This is a genomic window from Actinoplanes sp. NPDC051859, assembly GCF_044452725.1.
GTDB lineage: Bacteria > Actinomycetota > Actinomycetes > Mycobacteriales > Micromonosporaceae > Actinoplanes.
Genome location: NZ_JBITBX010000009.1, coordinates 251,052 through 273,522 on the forward strand (window position 1 = coordinate 251,052; position 22,471 = coordinate 273,522).

Sequence of the window (22,471 nt, forward strand, 5' to 3'; positions counted from 1 at the left end):
CGGCAGGTAGCGGACCGCGACTGTCGGCAACCAGACGCGCCGGAGCGCCCTTCCGCGGCTAGCGTTGCCCCTTGTGTCCGTACCGGTGATCGTCTGCGCGGCCGTCTTCGGCGGCGCCGCGGCGGCTTTCCTGCCGCGCGTGGCGGCGCGCCTCGCTGTGTCGCATGGCACACCGCCCCGGTCGGCTTGCGCTCACTGCACCAAGCCCTTCCCCGGATGGGTACGGGCCGGAGCCGCGTGCCCCTGCACCGAGGCGCGAACCGGAACTCGGCTGCTGTGGACGGTTGTTGTGGGCGCGTTCGCCTCGGGGCTGCTCGGCGCCACGTTCGGTGCGACTGCGCTGCTGCTGATCCTGCTGCCGGCCGCGCTGCTCGGCGTGCTGCTCGCGCTGATCGATCTGCGGTGCCGGCGCCTGCCCAACCCGGTGGTCGCGGTGCTGGCGGCGGGGACGGTGCTGCCGCTGAGCGCCGGTGCGCTGCTCTTCGGCGAGGCTGGGCGACTGGGGCGGGCGGTGGTGGGGGCGGTGCTGTGCTTGGTCGCGTACACGATCATCGCGCTGCTGCCCGGCGACGGACTGGGTCTGGGGGACGTCAAGCTGGCGACCGTCCTGGGTTTTGTACTCGGCTTTGCCGGCTGGCCGGCGCTGGCCGCCGGTCTGGTGTTGCCGCACCTGATCAACGGGCCGATCGCCCTGTTTCTGCTGGTCACCCGGCGGGCGAACCGGCGCACGGCGGTGCCGTTCGGCCCAGCCCTGCTGGCCGGGGCGCTGCTCGGCCTGGCCGCCGGTTAGAGCAGGCGCAACTGCCGGTCTTTCGGGCGGGACGGCACGGTGTCGCCCATCCGCTCGAACAGGCCCGCGTCGATCGCGTCGAGGAACGGACTCGGCGCTGGCTCGCGCTCCTTGCCGTGCCGGAACCGGCGCGCCGAGTGGCTGACATACAGCCGGTCCTGCGCGCGGGTCAGGCCGACGAAGAACAGCCGCCGCTCCTCGGCGACATCATCGTCGGACGGTGCCGAACCCGGCCAGCGCAGCGGCAGCAGCCCGTCCTCCGCGCCGATCAGGAACACGACCGGGAACTCCAGGCCCTTCGCGGCGTGCAAGGTCAGCAGGTTGACCGCCTCGGCGCGCGGATCCAGCGCGTCGACTTCGGCCCCGGTCGCGATCTCCTGCAGGAACCGCGGCAGGTCGTCGCCGAGCCGCTGCGCCAGCGGCGCCAACAGGTCGGCTGCCAGCCAGATGTCCTCCGGCGCCAGCTGCTCCGCGTCGAGCGTCGGCGCGGCATACCGCTGCGCCAACACCTGCGCGGCAGATTTCACCCGGGTGGTCAGCGAACCGCCCGGCCCGTCGGCGTGCCGCAGCTCCCGCGCGATCACCTGCACGCCCGGCCGCTCCCGCAGCCGGTTGTGTGAGCGCTTCTGCACCGGCACGCCGGCCCGCGACAGCGCGTCCACCACGGCCTGGGCCTGCGAATCGGCCCGATACAGCACCGCAATGTCCGAGAAGGACAAGGCGCCGGGGGTCACCGAACGGGAGTCCACCCGGCCCGAGTCGAGCGAGCGGTGGGACAACCCCCCGACCAGATCGTCCACCGTACGCACGACGAAATCGGCCTCGTCCGCCACACTCGCCGCGAAGTACCGCCCCACCAGCGGCGACTCCGGGTTGACCCGGGCCGGATCGAGCCGCCGCCCACTGACCAGCGACGTGGGCGCGATGGCCTGCACGGCCGCGGCCAGGATCGGCGCCGACGACCGGTAGTTGCGGGTCAGCCGCACCAGCCGGGCATCGGTGAAGTCCTCGGCGAAGCGCAGGAAGTAGCCGACGTCCGCACCCCGGAACGAGTAGATCGCCTGGTCCGGGTCGCCGATCGCACACAGGTTGCCGTCCGCCGGGCTCAGCAGCCGCAGCAGCTCGTACTGGGTGTCGTCGACGTCCTGGTATTCGTCGACGAAGATCCACTGCCACTCGCGCCTGTACCGCTCGACCAGCGCCGGGTCGTCCCGCAGCAACGCCACCGGCAAGGTGAGCAGGTCGTCCAGATCCACCAGGTCCTGCTGACGCAGCAGCTTCGTATACGCCGTGTCGTCGTCGCCGGCCTGTTCCCGCGCGGCGGCCCGCTCGGCGTCGTCGGCGATCCGCCAGCCCGCTCCCAGCCCGGCCGCCTTCGCGTTCTCCTTGAGGATGGTCAGGCCCACCGAGTGGAACGTGCCAACGGTGATGTCCTCGGCCACGTCCCCCATCAGCGCATCGAGCCGCGCCCGCATCTCCTCGGCCGCCCGCCGGGTGAAAGTGATCGCCAGGCAGCGGTGCGGGAAGACGTTCAACTCGGCGCACAGGTACGCGATGCGGTGCGTCAGGGTGCGGGTTTTGCCTGTACCCGGCCCCGCCACGATCAGCAGTGGCCCGCCGGGCGCCGACGCGGCCACCCGCTGCATGGCATCCAGCCGGTCCAGCAGGCCCGTACCGACCTCTTCCATGCCGGCGAGCATCGGCTCGAACGGCTCATGCGGGGACGGCGGCGGCTGGATCGGCGGCGCCTTCTTCTTGACCGGCTCTTTCACCTTCGGCACCGGGGCCCGCCCGACAGCCGGCTCAGCGCGGCGCTGCTGCGGCACGGGTGCCATGTCGAACAGGGTCTCGGCCTGCGGGGCGCTCTGCTTGGTGCGCAGCTCGCCCGGCTCGAACAGGGTGATGACGCCGTACTCGCCGTCGTAGCCAGGCACTCGCCGCACGTCGCCCCGCCGCAGCCGGACGATCGCCTCCCGCAGCTGCTCCCCGCCGTGGCGGCCGATCTCGTCCACCGGCGCCTTGCGGAGAATGTCCAGCTCCGGGCCGAGCGTCGCCACCAGGTGGTTCAGCTGGCCCTCGACGGTCTTCGACTTCGGGCCCACCCCGTTGACCTCGCCGACGATCTCGGCGAGCTGGATGAGGTGCTCAACGGTCTGGTCGCGCCGGACCCCGGTTTGCCGGTCGGCCAGCTCTTCGACCCGGCTCAGCACGCCCACGGTCAGCGGCTTGCCGCACTCGGGGCACCGGCCGCCGGCCTCGCGGGTTCGGGCGGGTTCCCAGTTCACGCCGCAGGCCCGGTGCCCGTCCGCGTGGTACTTCCCTTCCTCGGGGAAGAACTCCAGCGTCCCCGCGAGGCCGAGCCCGTCCTTGATCGCGAAGTAGTCCGGCGTACCCCTGAACAGGGTGGCCTCCCGGGCCAGCGCGCCGGGCGAATGCGCATCCGAATTCGAGACCAGCCGGTAGCGGTCGAGGCTGGAGACCCGCAGGTTCATCTCCGGGTCGGACGACAGCCCGGTTTCGACGGCGGTGATGTGGTCGGCCAGGTCGGCGTAACAGTCGGCGATTGCGTCGAAGCCGGACTTCGACCCGAGCGCCGAGAACCACGGCGTCCAGATGTGTGCCGGGACCAGATAGCCGTCCGGGCTGGCCTCCAGCACGATCTCCAGCAGATCGCGCGAGTCGAGCCCCAGAATCGGCCGCCCGTCGGCGGTCAGATTCCCGACCCGGCCCAGGGCCGTGTTGAACCGCGCGGCAGCGTCGAGGTCGGGCAGATAGACCAGATGGTGCACTTTCCGGGTACGGTCGCCGCGCTTGTAGATCGTGGAGATCTCGACACTCAGCATGAACCGGGCGGCGCTGGTGCTGCTCTGCAAGGCGCCGGGCAGCCGCCGGGTGACGTCCTGCTCGGCCTCGGCGCTGAGCCGGAACAGGCCGGGCTCGTCGGCCGGGCGCAGGCTTTCCCGCAAGTGGTCGAACCAGGCGGGGTGGGTGAAATCGCCGGTGCCCAGCACAGCGATGCCCTTACGCCGGGCCCACCAGGCCAGGTTGGGGAGGGTGAGGTCACGGCTGCAAGCTCGCGAGTACCTGCTGTGGATGTGCAGATCCGCGACGTACGTGTCCGCGGCAACCGAGGACCCTGCGCTGTCCGAGGGCACGCTGCATCCTGTCACGGGCGCGCCGCACGCCAGAAGCCGCCACGCGCGAAGTGACATAACCGATCCACGATTGAATCCTGCGAAGGTGATCGCCGTGGCTCGGCGGAACACCCCAAGATTCACTTCGAAGAGGTACGCCGACTACCGTACGTGAGCTTTGTTGCTCAAGTTTCGGAGGTTGGTCGATCAGCTGGTGCTGCGGAGCTCGATGACGGTGACCTGAGGAGGCGCCCCCACCCGCACCGGCGGTCCCCAGAACCCGGCGCCGTTCGTCACATACACCGGCACCCCGTCCACCCTGCCGAGCCCGCTCACCACCGGCTGCTCCAGCTTGACCAGCAGGTTGAACGGCACCATCTGCCCACCGTGCGTGTGCCCCGACACCTGCAGGTCAACCCCGAACGGCGCCGCCTCGTGCACCGCGATCGGCTGGTGCGCCATCAGAACCACCGGGCGCGCAGAATCCCGATCCCCGAGCGCCTTCGCGAAGTCCGGCCCGTCCCCGAAATCGGTGCCGCCCAGGTCGTTCACCCCGGCGAGATCGAGCCCCCCGAGCTCCAGCCGCTCATTGCGCAATGGCCGAATCCCGAGCCGATCCACCTCGACCACCCACTCCTCGAACCCGGAGTAGTACTCGTGATTACCCGTGACGAAGTAGGCGCCCTGCCGGGACTGAATCCCCGCAAGCGGTGCGGCGTACCGCCCCAACTCCCCCACAGTGCCGTCGACAAGATCGCCCACGATGCAGACAAAGTCGGCGTTGACCGAGTTGATGAGTCGCACGATCCGCTCGGCGTGGTCGACGCCGGTCAGCGGTCCCAGATGGATGTCGGAAACCACGGCCAGCCGGGTGCCGTCCATCGCCCGAGGCAGCTTCGCCAACGGAATCTGCGCCCGATCAAGCTGCGGCGTCCCCAGCGCGGTCTTGACGCCGTACCCGGTGATGCCCGCCGCCGTCAGGCCGGCAAAGATCGCCGCCCCCCGGGCTAGCAGCAGCCGCCGTTCGACCCCGACCGGTTCGGCGGGCGTCGCCGGCTCGGTTGCTCTGCCCGGGTCATCGGCCTTGCTGTTGTCGATCGGGATCCGGTCGGCGGTGTCCTGGCCGGCTGCATTGGTGCTGGCTCGCTCGCCGCGCACAGCACTCGCAGTTTCGCGGAGCGGGGTGCTCGCAGTCTCGCCGCGCTCAGCATTCGCAGTCTCGCCGAGCGGGATGCTCGCAGTCTCGCCGCGCTCAGCATTCGCAGTTTCGCGGAGCGGGGTGCTCGCAGTCTCGCCGCGCTCAGCATTCGCAGTCTCGCCGAGCTGATCAGGCGCAGAGGTGTGGTGCGAGTCGGTCGCCCGCGCTGTGCTGATTGAGTCATTTGTCTTCGCGCGGGTGCGGAGCCAGATGCCGAAGGCGAGTCGCGGAATCTCCAGCACCGCGAGGATCACCAGCAGGTAGAACATCAACGCGATCCACAGGTAACCCGGCCAGGCGAGCCACTTGACAGCGCCGCTGCGGACCCCGATCAGGGTTGCGGGTGCGAGCAGCGCGAGCGTCACAGCGACGAAACCGCCGATGCGGCGGGCTCGACCGCTGCGGAACGGGTCGCGGACGAGACGCTTCCAGAGGTACAGGTGGATCAGGCCGATGACGACGATGATCAGCCCGACGAACGCGATCAACTTCTACTCCCGCGGATGATGAGCGGACGTCAGCTGTCCGCTCGGAGCGACCCGATCCTGGTCCTAGTGCACGGCGTGGCGTGTGCCCTTAACGTTGTGACCCCAACCTCTCGCCGCTGTATACCTGCACCCATGCTTGCGCCTGCACCCATGCTTGCGCCTGCACCCATGCTTGCGCCTGCACCCATGCTTGCGCCTGCACCCATGCTTGCGCCTGCGGCCCGCGCCTGTGCCAGAGGCCCGCACTCATGCTTGCGCCTGCGGCCCGCGCCTGTGCCAGAGGCCCGCACTCATGCTTGCGCCTGCGGCCCGCGCCTGTGCCAGAGGCCCGCACCCGTGCCCCCGCACTTGCACCATGCTGTGCTGCCATTCGCGCCCGTTGCTGCGGCCTGCACCCGCCTTCGTGCTGCGAACTGCACCTGCGCCCATGCATGCGTCTATGTCTGTGCCGCCCAAAGAATCCGCCATGGTGTCACTGGTGTCCTAGCGCGTCTGCTGGCGCGCGGAGGCTTTGCAAGCTCATCCTCCGGCGAACGGCGGCAGGACGTCGACGGTCGCCCCGGCGGTCAGTGCTGCCCGCCGATCATGACAGGACAAGCCGTCGACGAGGAAGCTGGCTGCTTTGAGGACGAGCGAGAGTCGTTCGCCGTGGCGTTCGCCAAGGAGTTCCGTCAGTTGGCCGAGTGTGGCGGCGTCGGCGAATTCCTCGCGAGTGTTGTTGGCGGCCGCCCGGGCGCCAGCAAAGTAGCGAACCAGAACTCGTTGCGTCGGCTGCATGGCTCAGCCGCCAATGGCGGACATCGGCCGGGCGGGTTGCAGGAACGCCGGATCGTCGATCCCGTGTCCGGGCTTCTTGCCCCACATTGCTGCCCGCCAGGCGTCGGCGATCTCGTCGTCCGAAGCGGCAGCGCGAAGAAGGCTGCGCAGGTCCGTCTCACCGGTGGCGAACAGGCAATTACGCACCTGGCCGTCCGCGGTCAACCGGGTGCGGTCGCAGTCGCCACAGAAGGGCCTGGTCACACTGCCGATCACCCCGACCCGAGCCGGATTTCCGGCCGCGTCGACATGCCCCGGCACCAGCCACGTCTCCGCCGGCGATGTTCCACGTGAAACCGGATCCGGCAGCAATCCGTATGGTTCCAGCGACGCCAAGATTGCCGCAGCGGTGACCATCTCGTGCCGGTTCCACTGGTGCTGAGCATCGAGCGGCATCTGCTCGATGAAGCGCAGCTCGTACCCGTGGTCGAGCGCAAATCGCAGCAACGCCGCCGCCTCGTCGTCGTTGACACCCCGCATCAACACGGTGTTGATCTTTACCGGTGTAAGCCCCGCCTCCGCCGCTGCGGCCATCCCTTTCAGCACGTCAGCGTGCCGATCTCGATGAGTCAGCTGCGCAAACCGAGCCGGCGACAACGTGTCGAGCGAAACGTTGACCCGATCAAGCCCGGCCGCCCGCAACGGTTGCGCAAGTCGCTCGAGCCCGACCCCGTTCGTCGTGATCGAGACCCGCGGCCGCGGCCGCAACGCCGCGGTGGCTGCCACAATGCCCACCAGGCCACGCCGAATCAACGGTTCTCCACCGGTGAACCGCACCTCGGTGACCCCCAGCCGCTCCACCGCGATCTGGATGAGCCGCCCCACCTCGTCATCGCTGAGTTGCTGCTCCCGAGGCATCCAAGCCAGGCCCTCCTCGGGCATGCAATAGGTGCACCGAAGATTGCAGCGGTCAGTCAACGACACCCGAAGGTCGGTCGCAACGCGCCCAAACCGGTCCGCAAGCAGGCCCCCGCCACCCAAGGCACCCCGCGGTGGCACAACTGGAAGAGCAAGCTCGGTCACAGCTCGAACGTAGCGCTTGGGTACGACGTTTGCCTCAACCCGCACCTCCCTTGCGACACACCACACCCCAACCGAGTCATAACCGCGTATCCCTCGCCCGAGGGGAGCCGCCATCCCAGACATTTCTCGGGAGAAAAGCTGGCACCGAAACGCGGCCTCGGCGGCGTGTCAACCCAGCTCGATTGGCGTTGAGGTGCGGTCGGTGCGGTCGGTGCGGTCGGTGCGGAGAGGTCAGCGCCTTAGCGTGTCAGCGGCGGCGCGCACCGCCCCGCGATATCGCTCGCCGAAGGCCGCCGTGTGCACCAGCAGCAGGTGGAGCTGATGCAGAGCCACCCGTTCCCGCCAGCCTTCCTGCAACGGCCACACCTCGTCATAGGCCGAGATGACCGCGTCGAGATGCGGCACACCGCCAAAGAGCGCCAGCTGGGCCAGGTCGGTTTCGCGGTGCCCGCCGTGCGCAGCGGGATCCACGAGCCACGCCCGCCCGTCCGCAGCCCACAGCACATTGCCCGGCCACAGGTCCCCGTGGATTCGGGCGGGAGGTTCCTCCCCGCCGTACTCGTCGATCCGGGCCAGCAAGCGCTCCACTACCGCGACGTCGCCCGCGGAGAGTGCCCCGCGATCTGCCGAGATTTGCAGGTACGGCTGCAGGCGCCGCTCCGCAAACCAGGAGGCCCACCGCCCCGCCGAGGGCGTGTTGTCCTGCCCTAACGGCCCAATGAATCCCGTCCACGGCGCCCCGAAACAGTCCGCTCCAGCGCGGTGCACCGCGGCTAGATCCCGGCCAAGACGCTCGGCTGCGGCTGGGGTGGCGACACCGGAGTCCACCCATTCGAGGGCGAGCAGGTCGTCGAGCGCCGCGTACACCTCGGGGACCGGCACCGCCTGTGCACTGCGCAACCAATCGAGGCCGGCCGCCTCGGTGGCGAAGAAATGGTCGGGAGGCCTTCCAGACGGCCAGGTCTTGGTGAACAGCGAAGCGCCATCGTCCAAGCTCAAGCGGGAGGCCCGGCAGACATTACCTCCTCCCACGGGTGTCTCACGGATGCGCTGATGGGTCAGAAATGTCGGGAGATGCTGGGGGTGCGTGCGCAGATACGGCAGATCCACCGCCTTATCTTCCACTTCGGGTTACGGCGTGCCCGAATCGGAGTCAAAATGTCGGCATGACACCTGTCGCTGTGCGTTCGTACCGGCCGAGCGACCACAGTGCCGGCCGTCGCCTGTGGGCTGAATTGACGGCTCAGCACAACCAGATGTACGGGGATCCGTCCGACGACGGGGGCGCCGGCTTCGAGGAGTATCTGACTCGCCTCGACCTGGGCGGACTCTGGGTTGCCGACCACGCTGATGACGGCGTGATCGGACTGGTCGGTCTCATCATTCGGGGGCGCGCGGGCGAGGTCGAGCCGGTCGTCGTGACGCACTCGCATCGGCACAAGGGCGTGGGGCGCAAGCTGCTGCGGCACGTGGCCCAGGAGGCCAAGAAGCGCAACATGCAGGCGCTGACGATCTCCCCAGCCTCGCGCAACGTGGATGCCATTCGCAGCTTGCACGCGGCGGGCTATGACGTGGTGTCGTCGATCGAGCTCACGATGGACCTCGACCGCCACCCACACGACTGGCAGCAAGAGGGCTTGGAGCTGCACGAACTGCAATTTCGCTCCTGACTCTCGAGGCGGGCTCGGCTATCTAGGGGTAGGCGGCTGAGCGGGACGCATCGCTGCGCAGTGCTTGTGCCGGATGGGCAGCATGGCACGCGGCGGCGGCCCATCGAGGGTTATCCACAGCAGGGTTGGTTATCCACAGGCGGCGACCTTTCCTGCGCTGCGGGCGGCTGAATTCGGCCAATGTGCTCGCCATGACGAAGCTCAAGGTGCGCACACCCGCCGACCTGATCGCCGCGGTTCCCTTCCTGCTCGGCTTCCATCCATCGGAAAGCTTGGTCGTCGCTGCTGTCAGGGACGCGAGACTCGCGTTCGCGGCCCGCATCGACCTCCCAGACCTCGGTTTGTCCCACATCGAGGCCAGAGCGCCGGTCCTGCACCTCGCGAGCCGCATCGTCGAGCAAAAGCCCGAAGCGATAACCCTCATCGGGTACGGCGACAGCACCCGAGTGACACCGTCGCTCCTCCGCCTGTCCCATGCCCTGGCGGACGCAGGCGTGCGGATCATGGATGAGTTCCGAGTGGCCGACGGCCGTTTCTGGTCCTATCTGTGCGCTGACCGCACCTGTTGCCCCGAGGAGGGCCGGCCGTGCCACTCGGCCGACAGCGTGCTGGCGGCCGAGGCGACATTTGCGGGAGCCGTGGCGCTGCCGAGTCGCGCCGACGTGGTGTCCCAGTTAGCGCCACTGGGCGGAGCGGCACGCGCAGCAATGGACGCCGCGGACGAACGAGCCCGGGCCCGTCTGCACGCGCTGATCGAGCCTGCGGCGACGCCCACCGAGCCGAGCCACGAGGTTAACGCCGTGGAGCGGACAATCGCCCGCCCCGCCGAAACGGGATGGGCCACCACGACACCGGTGTCCTCGACGAAGGGATTGCACCGGTCCGAGCGCCTAGCGCTTCGGGCGGGCCGGATTGCGGTCCGCTCGGCAGAGCACCGTTATCGGAGCGGTGGGCGATTGACTGACGATGAGGTGGCTTGGCTCGGCTATCTGCTCGCCTTCCTGCCGGTTCGTGACTACGCCTGGATTCGTAGTGGCACGGACGATTGGCAAGTAGCGCTCTGGTCGGATGTGGTGCGCCGAGTCCACCCGGAAAGGGTGTCTGCTCCGGCGTCGCTGCTCGCCTTCATCACCTGGCGGGCCGGGCAGGGCGCGCTGGCGGCGATTGCGGTCGAGCGGGCCCTCGATGCCGACCCGCAGTACTCTCTGGCACAGACGATGAATGCCACGCTCTTTCGAGCGATTTCCCCGTCCGTGCTGTCCGGCTGGCCAACACCGAATGGTCAACCTGCGCCGCGAGAGCTCGGCTTCCTCCCACCCTGTGACCGGGTATGAGCTGCCGAGGAGCGCTAGAAGCAGTGAACTCAGCTGGTTACGCGCTGCGATCCTGCGTAGATGTTCATCGACCGACCGCGGAGGAACCCGACCAAGGTAATGCCGGCCTCGTCTGCCAGCTCCGCCGCGAGCGTGCTCGGTGCAGAAACGGCTGCCAGCACGGGGATTCCGGCCATCCACGCCTTCTGCGTCAACTCAAAACTGGCCCGCCCCGACACGAGCAGAATGTGCCCGGACAACGGCAGACGTCCTGCGCGCAGGGCCCACCCGATGACCTTGTCGACCGCGTTGTGCCGGCCGACATCCTCACGGACCACGATCAACTCACCATTCGTGCTGAACAGTCCGGCAGCATGCAGTCCACCCGTACGGTCAAAGGCTCGCTGTGCGGCACGCAATGTGCCGGGCAAATCTGCGAGCGTCTGCGCGGTGATCGACGTTTGATCTGCGGCCACGTCGAAGCGCGACCGGGTGCGGACGGCATCGATGCTGGCCTTCCCGCACACCCCGCACGAACTGGTCGTGTAGAAGTTCCGGCTCGGATCGGTCACCGGCACCGGCACCTGATCAGCGAGTACGACATCGACGACGTTGTAGGTGTTAGGCGTGTCAGTGCCGGCGCACAACTGAGCGGTCACCACGTCGTCGGCATCCCGGATGATGCCCTCGGTGAACAGGAACCCCAAGGCGAGGTCGATATCCTGACCTGGCGTCCGCATAGTGACGGCGAGCGGCTTCTTCCGCAGCCGGATCTCGAGCGGCTCCTCAGCGGCCAGCTCATCCGGCTGCCGCCGCGGTCCCCCCACAGCCGCCAAGTCGATCTTCGTCACGGGTCGCCGGTTCGTCGTCCGTGCCATGCCGCTCAGCCTAGGTTCCCCTCCGGCCCCCCAGCGCTCAGCCCAGCATCAGCGAGCGGCGACCCTTAGCCCGGTGCCCGGTGCCCGGTGCCCGGTGTCTGGTGCCCGGTGTCTGGTGCCCGGTGCCCGTATCCGGTGGCTCGTCCGGCTCCTAGCCTGGGCCCGCTCTGGACCGGCGGCTGGTCTGAATCGCGGACGAGTCGACGGTTTCGGAAGTGGAATTGCGTGGGCGGGCACTGCCTGACCCCCGGCTGAACACCGATCTGGGAGCGTTCTCCGGGTTGTCGGGCTCCGCGCGGTCACGCTCGGGGGCTCGGCGGGATACGGTACGTACGTGGGGGGATTCGCGGCGGTGGTGCTGGCCGGCGGTGCGGCGCGTCGGATGGGTGGTGCGGACAAGGCTGCCATCCCGGTGGCCGGGCAGTCGATGCTGACGCGTGTGCTTGCAGCGGTGCATGATGCCGATCCTCAGGTTGTCGTCGGCCGGGTACCGCCTGACCTGCCCGTCGAGGTCGCCTCGACCAGTGAGGAACCGCGGGGCGGCGGCCCGGTGGCAGCCACCGCGGCGGGGCTCGCGTTGGTGCCGCGGGAGGTTAGCTTTACCGCGCTGCTCGCAGCTGACCTGCCGTTGCTGACCGGCGAGGCGATCGACGTGCTGCGTCTCACCGTGGAGTCCGCTCCGCTCGAGGGCGCGGTCTATCGGGATGCGGAAGGCCGCCGGCAACCGCTGTGCGGGGTGTGGCGTACGGCCGCGTTGCGGGAAGCGGTCGACAAGCTCGCGGAGGAGCGTGGCGGCCTGCACGGGGCGTCGATGCATGCTTTGCTGGATCACTTGCGCTTCATCGAGGTCTCCTGGCGGCGGCCCGGTCCGCCGCCCTGGTTTGACTGCGACACCGACGACGATCTGCGGACCGCCGAGGAATGGGCCAGGTGAATGTCCTCGATGAATGGATCGCTGCCGCAGCCGGCGAGCTGGGTCTGACGACCGCCGACGCACCCTCGGCGACGCCGGCGGGCATCCGCCTCCCCCAAAGCCGCGCCGCCACCGCTCAACCGGAACCGGAACCGGAACCGGCAAGCGAACCGTCCGCCACGGCCTTGGTCCTAGACGTCGCCCGGGACGTTGCGCACAACGTGGTGCGCCCAGGCGCGCCGATCTCCGCATATCTGATGGGTATCGCCGTCGGCCGCGGCGCCGACCCCGCCGACGTTGCGGCCCGATTGAGCGCGCTTGCGAAGAACTGGCCGGGCAACGACAACCAATGAGCGGCCGGGCTGGGAACGAGAAGGTGTTGATCGTCGTGAGAGCGGCGGGTCGGCCCGGGGAAGAGACTAGGGAAGAGACAGGGCCGTGCGGAGGATCGGCGGCTCGATAGGGTGGCGGGGCGGAGGTGACGATCATGACGGCGGAGAACACTCCGGATCAGCCTGAGGGCGTCCTGCTCGACGAGCCGACCACGGCCGATCTGCGGGCCAAGGTGACGGAAGCGTGGCGTGAGTTCGCAGCGGCGCTGGCTGCGCTGTTGCCGACCTTGAGCGCGGGGGCGCATGTTGACCTGACGCTTGATCCGACCGCGTCCGGAACCGGGACTGCCGTGTATTCCGTGAGCCTGCGGGTGCTGCCGGACGGGGTGGTCGAGGCGCTGGCGGTCGGAAACGCGGCGCTGCCCGAGGGGTTCCGGATGGATCGGGCCTCGGTGGCTGACCTGGTCGCGCTGGGTTGGTCGCCGCCGGGGGTGTTGGCCGGGTCGGGTGACTCGTTTGGACTGCGGACCGACACGGCCTCGGCCAAGCAGCTCGCGAACGTGGTTTCGCGGACGCTGCGCGACGTGTACGGAGCCCCGCATCCGGCGTTCCTGGTCTACCTGGTGCATGACGAGGATGATGAGCCGATCGAGGCGTTGCCGCTGGCGACGGCCCGGCACGAGCCGTCGATCGACGAGGAGTTGAGCCTCGACGACCTGGATGAGGACGGCGTGCTGTCCGAGGCGCTGGCGAACGCCGCCGATGACTTGGTGCCGCTTGACGAGCGGGTGCGGACGGTGGTGGCGACCATGTCCAAGACCACCGTCGACCAGCTGCAGGTCGACACCGACGGCGACATCGGCATCCGGGCCGGTTCGGCGATGGTGTTCGTGCGCGTCCGCGACAATCCGCCGCTGGTCGACGTCTTCTCGCCGATCCTGACCGAGGTCGAGCCCACCGAGCAGCTTTACGTGAAGCTGTCCGAGCTGACCAACCGCATGCCGATTGGCCGGCTCTACTGCGCGCAGGACACCGTGTGGGCGTCGATTCCGGTCTTTGGCCGCAACTTCCAGGCCACCCACCTGATGCTCGCCGTCCAGGTGATGACCGGCCTTGCCGACGAGCTCGACGACCGGCTGCACGGCGAGTTCGGCGGCAAGCGCTTCTTCGGCGAGGGTGACAAGCCCACCCCCACCAAGACCCCACCGGCCGCCGAAAGCGGAGACCACCGCCCCGGGATGTACCTGTAGCGCCGGGCCGGGCAGCCCAGCAAACGGGTCGCCCGGCCGCATCAGGTCGTGCGGGTGGCGATCACTCGTGGGGCAGCCAGGCGACCTTCTCCATCGTGGAGAGTAGCGAGGCTTGCAGGCCGGCATCCGACACTGTCCACAGTGTGTCGTCGATGACGAGAGACCGCCGGATCGCGGGCTGGCCGATGAAGCCGATCTGGCGCATGCCAGCGTCGGTGACCTGCAGTGCCAGCACGCCGTCTGTCGTTGTGGTGGCGTCGAAGGCAGCCGCGGAAATGGGTACGACCAGGAGGCTGGTCGCCGGCCACCAGAGCAGTGCGTGCGGGTCCCATTCGGCTTCGGACTGAGCGCCGGCGGTGTGGTGTTGGGCGAGGCGGCGGGGTTCGGTCGGGTCGGTGACGTCGAAGAGGGAGACCTGGGTGCCCCGCACTCGGCCGTTCGGGTCCGCTTCCTGGCCTACGCCGATGAGCCTGCCGTCGCCGGCCGGTTGGAGATGCGCCGAGTAGCCGGTGATCTTCAGTTCGCCGGTGACCTTCGGCTGGGTCGGGTCGGCGAGGTCCAGGCTGTAGAGCGGGTCGGTCTGCCGGAACGTCACGACATAGCCCCTCGGTCCGAGGAACCGTACGGAATAGATCCTTTCGTTCTTGCCGAGGCCGGCGACGAAGCCGGTGCGGACCAGCTTGTCGCCATCCGGCCGGAGGACGTAGACGGCGGACTCGTTGGCTTGCTCGTTCGTGGCGGCCACGCGCAGGTGCCCGTTCCACTCGCTTAGGGCGTACTGATTGATGAGGAAGCCGGGGACGTTGCCGGCCGCCGCGTACACGGGGGGTTGGTTGCCGGTCAGGGTGAAGTGGTAGAGGTCGGTCTCCTGCCGGACCGGCAACGCAGCCCGGCCCCGGTCGAGCCGCCAGCGTTGGTCGCTGGCGAGGTAGAGGCTGCTGCCGGTGGCATAGACGGTGTCGCTGTCGGCGGCGATCGTGACCGCGTCGCCGTTGCCCAGCGCGGGCTGGGTGAGGTCGAAGGTGAGCACGCTGACCAGCGCGCCGCCGGAGTAGTCGGCGGGGCGGCTGACCCGCCCGCAGTCCGCTTGACCCTGTTCGGTGGTGGCGCCGGTGGTGACCTCCCAGGAGGGCAGCCAGGCTGCTAGGGGAGCCTTGCCGATCGCCCTCCGGTTCGCGGACAGCTGGTCGTCTTCGTCTCCCGAGAAGGCGGGGAAATCGACGCGCGGGGTGGTGCGCAGGACGACCCGAGCGGTGCTGCCCGTGAGGCGGGCGTCGATCAGACTGCCCTGACCGCGGTAGCGACTGACGACCCGCGGTGCGCCGGACAGGTCGACGGAGATCAACTGCGGGTTCGTGCTGGTCGGCATGAGTCGCTTGGTTACCGCGTCGCCGCCGCCCCAGCCGCCGGGTGCGAGCACCAGCGCCACGTTGCCGGCCAGCAGCAGCTCGACCGGTCCGGCGTCGCGCAGCCCCAGGTCGAGCTTGCCGGTCTGCTGACGGCTCGCCGCGTCGACGACCCGCAGCGTGCCCCGGTCGACCGTGACGATTCGGCGCCCGTCGGTCTTGACGATGTCGGGCTCGTCGGCGTCCTTTTCGTGGCTGTTCGTGCCGGAGAACTCGGGGCGGCCTTGGCGGTGGCGCTGTCGGCCATCGTGCGTGCGCCGCCCGCTGCCAGTGCCTGCGGCATGAGATCGGCGCCGTGGAAACCGTACGGGCCGACCGACGCCTTGGCCGCACGCTTCAGGTCCGTCTCGAGTTGCTGGCACGAGTCGAAGGCGACCAGCCGCATCGGTCCCGGTACGGGCGGCGGCGGGGTGGGCGGCGCGGACTCTGCCGTGCAGGCGACCAGCGGAAGCGCGAGGACGAGCGCGGCGCAGAGCAGTGGGCGGCGTGACATGAGGGTGGGACGTAGCGTGACCGTCCCCGGTTCCGGTCTAGTTCGTGGTGGGCACCGGCGTCGGCGTCTCGACCAGCCGAGAGAGCACGACCATGCTGCGGGTTGAGGTGACGAACGGCTCCGCGCGCAACCGCTCGAGGGCTTGCTCGAGATGCCCGATGTCGGACGCCCGGAGGTGCACGAGCGCGTCCGCCTGGCCGGAAACCGTGTACGCCCCGACGACCTCGGGATGTCGCCGCGTCGCCACCGTGATCTGGGCCGGCGTGGTGCGCCCGGTGCAGAAGAGCTCGACGAATGCCTCTGTGGTCCAGCCGACCGCGGCCGGTTCGATGACGGTCGTGAATCCCTTGATGACGCCGCTGGAACGGAGGCGATCGACGCGTCGCTTGACGGCCGGGGCGGAGAGGGAGACCTTGGAGCCGATGTCGGCGTACGAGGTGCGGGCGTCCGCGATGAGCAACGCAATGATTCGCTTGTCTACGGCGTCCATCTGCAACGATTCGCCTCCGACGAGCAAGGGATAGAGCTGTTTCGGTTGTCCCAGCGTACCTACCCTTTACAACATGAGCTACACGGAGCGCTTGCCGCGAATCAGGACATTCCTCATGTGTCCCCCCGAGCATTTCACGGTCGAGTATGCGATCAACCCGTGGATGGATACGACTGTCCCGGTCGACACCGCTCTGGCGCTCAAGCAGTGGACCCTGCTCCGCGACACGCTGGCCGACCTGGGCCACACCGTGCACGTCCTGGAGCCGGTCGCCGGCCTGCCCGACATGGTCTTCGCCGCCAACGGTGCCTTCTCGGTCGACGGCAAGGTCTACGGCGCCCGGTTCAAGTACCCGCAGCGGGCCGACGAGGCTGCCGCCCACCGCGACTTCTACGTCAGCGGCCCGTGGACCTTCGCCGACCCGGTGCACGTCAACGAGGGTGAGGGCGACTTCGCCTACGTCCCGAACGCACACGGCGGCCTGATCCTGGCCGGTCACGGCTTCCGGACCGACCCGGCTGCGCACGCCGAGGCGCAGGAGGTGCTCGGCCGCCCGGTGATCTCCCTCAAGCTGGTCGACCCGGCCTACTACCACCTCGACGTGGCCCTCGCCGCGCTCGACGACGACAACATCGTCTACTTCCCGGAGGCCTTCTCGGAGTCCTCCCAGCGGGTCCTCGCACAGCTCTTCCCGGACGCGATCATCGCCGACCGCGCCGACGCCGAGGCTTTCGCGCTCAACCTGGTCAGCGATGGCAAGAACGTCATCCTGAACACCGACTCGACAGCGCTGGGCGAGAAGGTCCGCGCGGCCGGCTACAACCCGGTCTACGTCGAGCTCGCCGAGCTCAAGCGCGGCGGTGGCAGCATCAAGTGCGCGGTGGCCGAGCTGCGTCCGTAACAGCCATAGCGGAGTCGGGCCTCGTGGGAGCCGGTGGTTCCCGCGAGGCAAGATGGATCGCATGAGCGACGACACCCGTACCGAGGACAAGAAGGAAGACGGCTCCGTCATCGTCGTGGGCCCGGACGGCCGCCCGATGGGCACCGTGGAATCCGACGGCACCATGACGGCCGAGGAGCCGGGCAACCTGATCGAGCAACCCGCCAAGGTCATGCGGATCGGCAGCATGATCAAACAGCTGCTCGAAGAAGTCCGCGCGGCGCCGCTCGACGAGGCCAGCCGAGGCCGGCTGCGCGAGATCCACGAGCGCTCGATCAAGGAGCTGGAGGACGGCCTCGCGCCGGAGCTCCAGGAGGAGCTGGAGCGACTTTCGCTGCCGTTCGACGCGGAGGCCACGCCGAGCGAGGCCGAGCTGCGGATCGCTCAGGCCCAACTCGTCGGCTGGCTCGAGGGGTTGTTCCACGGCATCCAGGCGGCGCTGGTGGCGCAGCAGATGGCGGCCCGGCTGCAGCTCGAGCAGATGCGCGGCGGTCAGGGCCGTCCCGCGCTGCCCGCCGGCCCGCACGGGATCATTCCCGGCATGCCCGGGCCGGGCGGCGACGGGCCGGGCGGCGGCCAGTACCTATAGCTCGAACAGCTTTTCCAAATAGGCGGCGACGCCGTCCTCGTCATTGGTGAGCGCCACCTCGTCGGCGACCTCCTTGACGGCGGGGTGGGCGTTGCCCATCGCCACGGAACGGCCTGCCCACGCAAGGAGGGGCAGGTCGTTCGGCATATCACCGAAGGCCACCACCTCGGCCGGATCGATGCCCTCGCGCTCGCACACCCAGGCCAGGCCGGCCGCCTTCGTCACGCCCGCCGCGGAAATCTCCACCAGCGCGGACTCCGAGGAGTGGGTCGCCACGGCCGACTCGCCCAGGGTGCGACTCACCAGCTCGGCGAATTCGTCCGGGCCGTGCTGCGCGGAGCGGGCCAGCAGCTTCACCGCCGGGACCGTGGTCAGTTCCTCCGGCGACGACAGCATGCGTACGGCCTGGTGCTCGCCGTCCCAACGCAACGGCCACTTTTCCTCGTACATGAAGCTTCTGCCGTCTTCGACCTCCACCGCGAGGGCGACGTCGGGCACGGCCTCGCGCAGCCGCTGGGTGACGTCGAGCAGGAGTTCGACGGAGAGCGGAGCGGCCCGCAGGATCTCGTCGGTGTCGGGGTCGTAGACCACGGCGCCGTTGGCGCAGACGGCGGGCAGCGGCTCGGCCATCTGGTCATAGAGCTGGCGCAGCCAGCGCACCGGGCGGCCAGTGACGAGCACGACCGGCACGCCACCGTCCTGCAGCCGGTCGAGGACGTCGATGGTACGGGGGCTGAGGGTGCCGTCAGCGCGGATCAGGGTGCCGTCGATGTCCGAAGCGACGAGGCGAAATGGCGCATGCATCACCTCGACAGTAGCCGGTCGAGATAGACCGCCACCCCATCCTCGTCGTTGGTGAGCGTCACCTCGTCGGCCACGGCCAGCAGCGCCGGGTGAGCGTTGCGCACCGCGACGCGGCTCCACCCGGCCCAGGCGAACATCGGCAGGTCGTTGGGCATGTCGCCGAACACCAGCACGTCGGCGGGGTCCACGCCCACGGCCTGCGCGACCACCGCCAGGCCGGTGCCCTTGTCGACCTCGGGCGGGCAGATCTCGATGTAGTTCAGGCCGGCCTGGGTGACCGTCGCGACGTGCGGCGGGACGATGCGCTGGGCCGCGGCGAGCAGGTCGTCCACGTCCCGGTCGAAGGAGCGGGCGAACGCCTTGATCACGTCACTGGTGACGCATTCGGTCCGGGTGCGCGGCTCGACCGTTACCGGATAGCGCCAGGTCGGGTCGTAGTCGCCCCAGAGCGGGGCGTCGTCGTGCTCCAGCGCCTCCACCATCACCGACAGCGGACCGACCTCGGCCTCGATGTCCTGCAACGCGGTAGCCAGGTCCCGGCCGGGCAGCCGGGCACTGCGCAGCAGCTGGTTCTCGTTCTGGTCGACGACCCAGCCACCCTGCGCCAGCACGAGGAAATCGGCGGCGCGGATGTCATGACGGGTCAGCTCGGTGAGCCGCGGCCCGCGGCCGGTGGCACCGACGATGCGGATGCCGGCGGCGCGGACCCGGTCCAACACCTCGTGGGTGTACGCGGACACCGTGTCGTCACTGCGGACGAGGGTCCCGTCGAGGTCGGTCGCGATGAGCTTCGGCAGTCCGGGCTCGGCCATCAGAACCTCCGAGGGTGGGTAACCCCCGCGGAGGGCGGAAGGAAAACGCTACACCGGCCCGGCTACCAGCAGCAATGACAATTGGTAGCCGGACGGTGTATTCCCGGTTAGCGGGCAGGTTCGAGCACTTCGCGGCCACCCAGGTACGGCTGCAGCGCCTTGGGCACGCGCACCGAACCATCCGGCTGCTGGTGGTTCTCCAGGATCGGAATCAGCCAGCGGGTCGTCGCCAGTGTGCCGTTCAGCGTCGCGGCTGTCTGCGGCCTGCCGTCAGCGTCCCGGTAGCGGATGTTCAGCCGCCGAGCCTGGAATGTGGTGCAGTTCGACGTCGACGTCACCTCGCGGTAGCGGCTCTGCGACGGCACCCAGGCCTCGCAGTCGTACTTGCGCGACGCGCTCGACCCGAGATCACCGGCGGCCACGTCGATCACCCGGTACGGGATCTCGACCTTCGCCAGCATCTCCTCCTCCATGGCGAGCAGCTTGCGGTGCTCGGCCTCGGCCTCCTCCGGCTTGCAGAAGGAGAACATCTCCACCTTGTCGAACTGGTGGACCCGCAGGATGCCCCGGACGTCCTTGCCGTACGAGCCGGCCTCGCGCCGGTAACACGACGACCAGCCCGCAAACCGCACCGGGCCGCCGTTCAGGTCGATGATCTCGTTCGAGTGGTACGCGGCCAGCGGCACCTCCGACGTACCCACGAGGTAGAGGTCGTCGGCCTCCAGGCGGTAGATCTCGCTGGCGTGGCTGCCCAGGAAGCCGGTGCCCTCCATCGACTCCGGCCGCACCAGCGACGGCGTGATCGACGGGGTGAAGCCGTGCTCCACCGCCTGCGCGATCGCCATCTGCAGCATGCCGAGCTGGAGCAGCGCGCCCACGCCGGTGAGGAAGTAGAACCGCGAGCCCGACACCTTCGCGCCGCGCTCGGTGTCGATCGCGCGCAGCGCCTCGCCGATCTCCAGGTGGTCGAGCGGATTGGAGATCTTGGGGGTCTCGCCGACCTCGCGCAGCACGACGAAATCGTCCTCGCCGCCCGCCGGCACACCGTCCTGCACCAGGTTGGGGATTGCCAGGTGCGCGCGCCGCAGCGCCTCGTCCGCCTCGCTCGTGGTGGCCTCGGCCGACTTCACCTCAGCGGCCAGCTCCTTGGTGCGGGCGAGCAGGGCCGTGCGCTCGTCACCGGAGGCTTTCGCGACCTGCTTGCCGAGGGTCTTCTGCTCCGCGCGTGCGGACTCGAAGCGCTGGGTGACCGCCCGCCGCTCCTCGTCGGCGCGCAGTAGCTCGTCCACCTTGTCGGGAGACTCGCCGCGCAGCCGCTGGCTGGCACGGAACAGCTCGGGATCTTCGCGCAGCAATCGCAGGTCAATCACGATTGTTGAGCCTACCGGCGGTGGCGACCGCTTTATGACGGGGTCACGGTGAGCCCGAAGGGATCTTCGTCCGCCGGCGGCGTGCCTGTGGACAACCGGCCACCCCCGGCCGACATGGACTAGCGTTCTGGGCATGCCTATTCGCACTGCTTCCGCCCGCTGGTCGGGCAACCTGACCGACGGCTCGGGGACCATCAAGACCGGCAAAGGCGGCTACGAGGGGAACTACTCCTTCAAGAGCCGCTTCGAGGAGGGCGAGGGAACGAACCCCGAGGAGCTGATCGGCGCCGCGCACGCGGGTTGCTTCTCGATGGCGTTCTCGAAGGCTCTCTCCGACGAGGGCTTCACCCCGAACTCCGTCGAGACCACCGCCAAGGTCCACATGGACAAGACCGACGCCGGCTTCAGCGTCACCCGCATCGAGCTGGACACCGTCGGCGACGTCCCCAACGTGGACGCTGGCACGTTCCAGAAGGTCGCCGAGGCGGCCAAGGAGGGCTGCCCGATCTCCCGCCTGCTCTCCCCCGGCGCCGAGATCACCCTGCGCGCGACGCTCTCCTGAGTTTCCTGTTCCTTGTGCTCCACTCGGGCTTGCAGCCGGGTGGAGCACAATGGGCCGCGTGTCGGTCGAGATGAGCCGTGAACGCTTCGAGGAACTGGTCGGCGACGCCCTCGACGAGGTGCCCGCCGAGCTGATGCGTGAGATGAAGAACGTGGTCGTCCTGGTCGAGGACCTGCCGCCCGACGGCACCCTGGACCTGCTCGGCCTCTACGAAGGCACCGACCTGACGAGCCGCGGCTGGGACTACGCCGGCGTGCTGCCCGACCGGATCACCATCTACCGGCTGCCGACCCTGGCCGTCTGCGACACCGAGGACGATGTCATCGAAGAGGTCGCCATCACCGTCGTGCACGAGATCGCCCACCACTTCGGCATCGATGACCAGCGGCTTCATGAGCTGGGTTGGGGCTGAAAGTTGCCGGTCGGCCTTACTCTCTGAGAGTCAACGCCTACAGGAGGACCTTCATGCGCAGCGAACTGTTCTCGGCCGACAACCTCGAAAAGGAATCGTCTCAGCCGGGCCTGCGACTCCAGAATTCCAAGCTGCTCAAGGCGGAACTGAACGGCGAGTTCATGGCTCGCGTCGGCTCCATGGTCGCCTACCAGGGTCAGGTCCAGTTCGAGGCGCTCGGCTCCGGGGGCCTCGGCAAGTTCCTCAAGCAGAAGCTCACCGGCGAGGGCGTACCCCTGATGAAGATCAAGGGCCACGGCGACGTCTTCCTCGCCGAGAACGCCGCCGACATCCACCTCATCGACCTCGAACCGGGCGACGGCCTCTCCATCAACGGCGCCAACGTCCTCGCCTTCGACTCGACCCTCAACTACGACATCAAGATGGTGCAGGGTGCGGGCGCGCTGTCCAATGCCGGCTTGTTCAACTGCGTCTTCTCCGGCCACGGCCGGATCGCGGTAACGACCAAGGGCACCCCGGTCGTGCTGACCGTCGACCAGCCCACCTACGTGGACCCGCAGGCCGCCATCTGCTGGTCGGCCAACCTGCAGACCGGTTACCACCAGGCCGAGCAGTTCGGCCTCGGCACGCTGCTCGGCCGCAGCACCGGCGAGCGCTTCACGATGACCTTCTCCGGCCAAGGCTTCGTCGTCGTTCAGCCCTCGGAGGAACCGCCGGGCGGCCTCGCCGGCGCCGCCCAGGGCCAGCAGCAGCAGGGCGGCATCATCGGCAACCTGTTGGGTCACTGA

22 protein-coding genes are annotated in these 22,471 nt (G+C 68.9%); 11 read left to right on the forward strand and 11 right to left on the reverse strand.

What is annotated here, in order from left to right; genetic code table 11:
- The first annotated feature begins 73 nt into the window (after positions 1–73).
- Entirely contained in the window at positions 74–790 is a 717-nt protein-coding gene (locus tag ACIA1L_RS23555) for a prepilin peptidase (RefSeq protein WP_396075023.1), read from the forward strand.
- On the opposite strand, the gene ACIA1L_RS23560 is transcribed toward ACIA1L_RS23555, so the two are convergent.
- The 5 genes from ACIA1L_RS23560 to ACIA1L_RS23580 form a co-directional block, all read right to left on the reverse strand.
- The gene (locus ACIA1L_RS23560; protein ID WP_396075024.1) at positions 787–4,002 is read right to left on the reverse strand and encodes a UvrD-helicase domain-containing protein; all 3,216 of its coding nucleotides are present in this window, start codon (positions 4,000–4,002) and stop codon (positions 787–789) included. The two genes, ACIA1L_RS23555 and ACIA1L_RS23560, sit on opposite strands and share 4 nt — an antisense overlap.
- Before the next feature lie 129 nt (positions 4,003–4,131).
- On the reverse strand, positions 4,132–5,391 hold the full coding sequence (locus ACIA1L_RS23565) for a metallophosphoesterase (RefSeq protein ID WP_396075126.1): 1,260 nt from the start codon (positions 5,389–5,391) through the stop codon (positions 4,132–4,134).
- Positions 5,392–6,129: 738 nt separating this feature from the next.
- On the reverse strand, positions 6,130–6,387 hold the full coding sequence (locus ACIA1L_RS23570; RefSeq protein WP_396075025.1) for a MoaD/ThiS family protein: 258 nt from the start codon (positions 6,385–6,387) through the stop codon (positions 6,130–6,132).
- Between the two features lie 3 nt (positions 6,388–6,390).
- Positions 6,391–7,563: a GTP 3',8-cyclase MoaA gene (gene moaA / locus ACIA1L_RS23575; protein ID WP_396075026.1), complete on the reverse strand. Its 1,173-nt coding sequence runs from the start codon at positions 7,561–7,563 to the stop codon at positions 6,391–6,393.
- Between the two features lie 117 nt (positions 7,564–7,680).
- Entirely contained in the window at positions 7,681–8,559 is an 879-nt protein-coding gene (locus ACIA1L_RS23580; RefSeq protein WP_396075027.1) for a fructosamine kinase family protein, read from the reverse strand.
- 56 nt (positions 8,560–8,615) lie between these two features.
- On the opposite strand from ACIA1L_RS23580, the gene ACIA1L_RS23585 reads away from it, so the two are divergent.
- Both ACIA1L_RS23585 and ACIA1L_RS23590 read left to right on the forward strand, forming a co-directional pair.
- On the forward strand, positions 8,616–9,119 hold the full coding sequence (locus tag ACIA1L_RS23585; RefSeq protein ID WP_396075028.1) for a GNAT family N-acetyltransferase: 504 nt from the start codon (positions 8,616–8,618) through the stop codon (positions 9,117–9,119).
- Between the two features lie 191 nt (positions 9,120–9,310).
- Positions 9,311–10,453, forward strand: coding sequence for a DUF4192 domain-containing protein (locus tag ACIA1L_RS23590; RefSeq protein WP_396075029.1), 1,143 nt, complete (start codon positions 9,311–9,313; stop codon positions 10,451–10,453).
- Positions 10,454–10,482: 29 nt separating this feature from the next.
- Here ACIA1L_RS23590 and fdhD read toward each other — a convergent pair whose 3' ends face one another.
- On the reverse strand, positions 10,483–11,310 hold the full coding sequence (fdhD, locus tag ACIA1L_RS23595) for a formate dehydrogenase accessory sulfurtransferase FdhD (protein ID WP_396075030.1): 828 nt from the start codon (positions 11,308–11,310) through the stop codon (positions 10,483–10,485).
- Between the two features lie 334 nt (positions 11,311–11,644).
- Here fdhD and ACIA1L_RS23600 point away from each other — a divergent pair, with 334 nt between their 5' ends.
- The 3 genes from ACIA1L_RS23600 to ACIA1L_RS23610 all read left to right on the forward strand — a co-directional run bounded on the left by ACIA1L_RS23600 (position 11,645) and on the right by ACIA1L_RS23610 (position 13,805).
- A complete protein-coding gene (locus ACIA1L_RS23600) occupies positions 11,645–12,244 on the forward strand; it encodes a molybdenum cofactor guanylyltransferase (RefSeq protein WP_396075031.1) in 600 nt (199 codons plus the stop codon).
- Positions 12,232–12,576: a DUF6457 domain-containing protein gene (locus ACIA1L_RS23605; protein WP_396075032.1), complete on the forward strand. Its 345-nt coding sequence runs from the start codon at positions 12,232–12,234 to the stop codon at positions 12,574–12,576. Before ACIA1L_RS23600 ends, ACIA1L_RS23605 begins: the two co-directional genes overlap by 13 nt.
- Positions 12,577–12,710: 134 nt before the next feature.
- Positions 12,711–13,805 (forward strand): T3SS (YopN, CesT) and YbjN peptide-binding chaperone 1, encoded by a 1,095-nt coding sequence (locus ACIA1L_RS23610; RefSeq protein WP_396075033.1) that lies wholly within the window; start codon positions 12,711–12,713, stop codon positions 13,803–13,805.
- Positions 13,806–13,866: 61 nt separating this feature from the next.
- Here the strand turns inward: ACIA1L_RS23610 and ACIA1L_RS23615 are convergent, their stop codons facing one another.
- Together ACIA1L_RS23615 and ACIA1L_RS23620 are read right to left on the reverse strand one after the other, a co-directional pair.
- The gene (locus tag ACIA1L_RS23615) at positions 13,867–15,573 is read right to left on the reverse strand and encodes a beta-propeller domain-containing protein (protein ID WP_396075034.1); all 1,707 of its coding nucleotides are present in this window, start codon (positions 15,571–15,573) and stop codon (positions 13,867–13,869) included.
- Between the two features lie 168 nt (positions 15,574–15,741).
- The gene (locus ACIA1L_RS23620; protein WP_396075035.1) at positions 15,742–16,200 is read right to left on the reverse strand and encodes an Lrp/AsnC family transcriptional regulator; all 459 of its coding nucleotides are present in this window, start codon (positions 16,198–16,200) and stop codon (positions 15,742–15,744) included.
- Between the two features lie 67 nt (positions 16,201–16,267).
- On the opposite strand from ACIA1L_RS23620, the gene ddaH reads away from it, so the two are divergent.
- Positions 16,268–17,095 carry a dimethylargininase gene (gene ddaH, locus ACIA1L_RS23625; RefSeq protein WP_396075036.1) on the forward strand — a complete coding sequence of 276 codons (828 nt, stop codon included), beginning with the start codon at positions 16,268–16,270 and terminating at the stop codon, positions 17,093–17,095.
- Between the two features lie 61 nt (positions 17,096–17,156).
- Positions 17,157–17,723, forward strand: coding sequence for a bacterial proteasome activator family protein (locus ACIA1L_RS23630; RefSeq protein WP_396075037.1), 567 nt, complete (start codon positions 17,157–17,159; stop codon positions 17,721–17,723).
- Here the strand turns inward: ACIA1L_RS23630 and ACIA1L_RS23635 are convergent.
- The 3 genes from ACIA1L_RS23635 to serS form a co-directional block, all read right to left on the reverse strand.
- On the reverse strand, positions 17,718–18,527 hold the full coding sequence (locus tag ACIA1L_RS23635) for an HAD family hydrolase (RefSeq protein WP_396075038.1): 810 nt from the start codon (positions 18,525–18,527) through the stop codon (positions 17,718–17,720). The two genes, ACIA1L_RS23630 and ACIA1L_RS23635, sit on opposite strands and share 6 nt — an antisense overlap.
- Positions 18,527–19,339 carry a Cof-type HAD-IIB family hydrolase gene (locus tag ACIA1L_RS23640; protein WP_396075039.1) on the reverse strand — a complete coding sequence of 271 codons (813 nt, stop codon included), beginning with the start codon at positions 19,337–19,339 and terminating at the stop codon, positions 18,527–18,529. The genes ACIA1L_RS23635 and ACIA1L_RS23640 overlap by 1 nt, the downstream gene beginning before the upstream one ends.
- A 107-nt stretch (positions 19,340–19,446) precedes the next feature.
- Positions 19,447–20,709: a serine--tRNA ligase gene (gene serS, locus ACIA1L_RS23645; RefSeq protein WP_396075040.1), complete on the reverse strand. Its 1,263-nt coding sequence runs from the start codon at positions 20,707–20,709 to the stop codon at positions 19,447–19,449.
- Positions 20,710–20,842: 133 nt separating this feature from the next.
- Here serS and ACIA1L_RS23650 point away from each other — a divergent pair, with 133 nt between their 5' ends.
- From ACIA1L_RS23650 to ACIA1L_RS23660, 3 genes are read left to right on the forward strand one after another with little or no spacing between them, the layout of a single operon-like run.
- Entirely contained in the window at positions 20,843–21,271 is a 429-nt protein-coding gene (locus ACIA1L_RS23650) for an OsmC family protein (protein ID WP_396075041.1), read from the forward strand.
- A 49-nt stretch (positions 21,272–21,320) separates the two neighbouring features.
- The gene (locus ACIA1L_RS23655; RefSeq protein ID WP_396075042.1) at positions 21,321–21,683 is read left to right on the forward strand and encodes a metallopeptidase family protein; all 363 of its coding nucleotides are present in this window, start codon (positions 21,321–21,323) and stop codon (positions 21,681–21,683) included.
- Positions 21,684–21,736: 53 nt separating this feature from the next.
- Positions 21,737–22,471 (forward strand): AIM24 family protein, encoded by a 735-nt coding sequence (locus tag ACIA1L_RS23660; RefSeq protein WP_396075043.1) that lies wholly within the window; start codon positions 21,737–21,739, stop codon positions 22,469–22,471.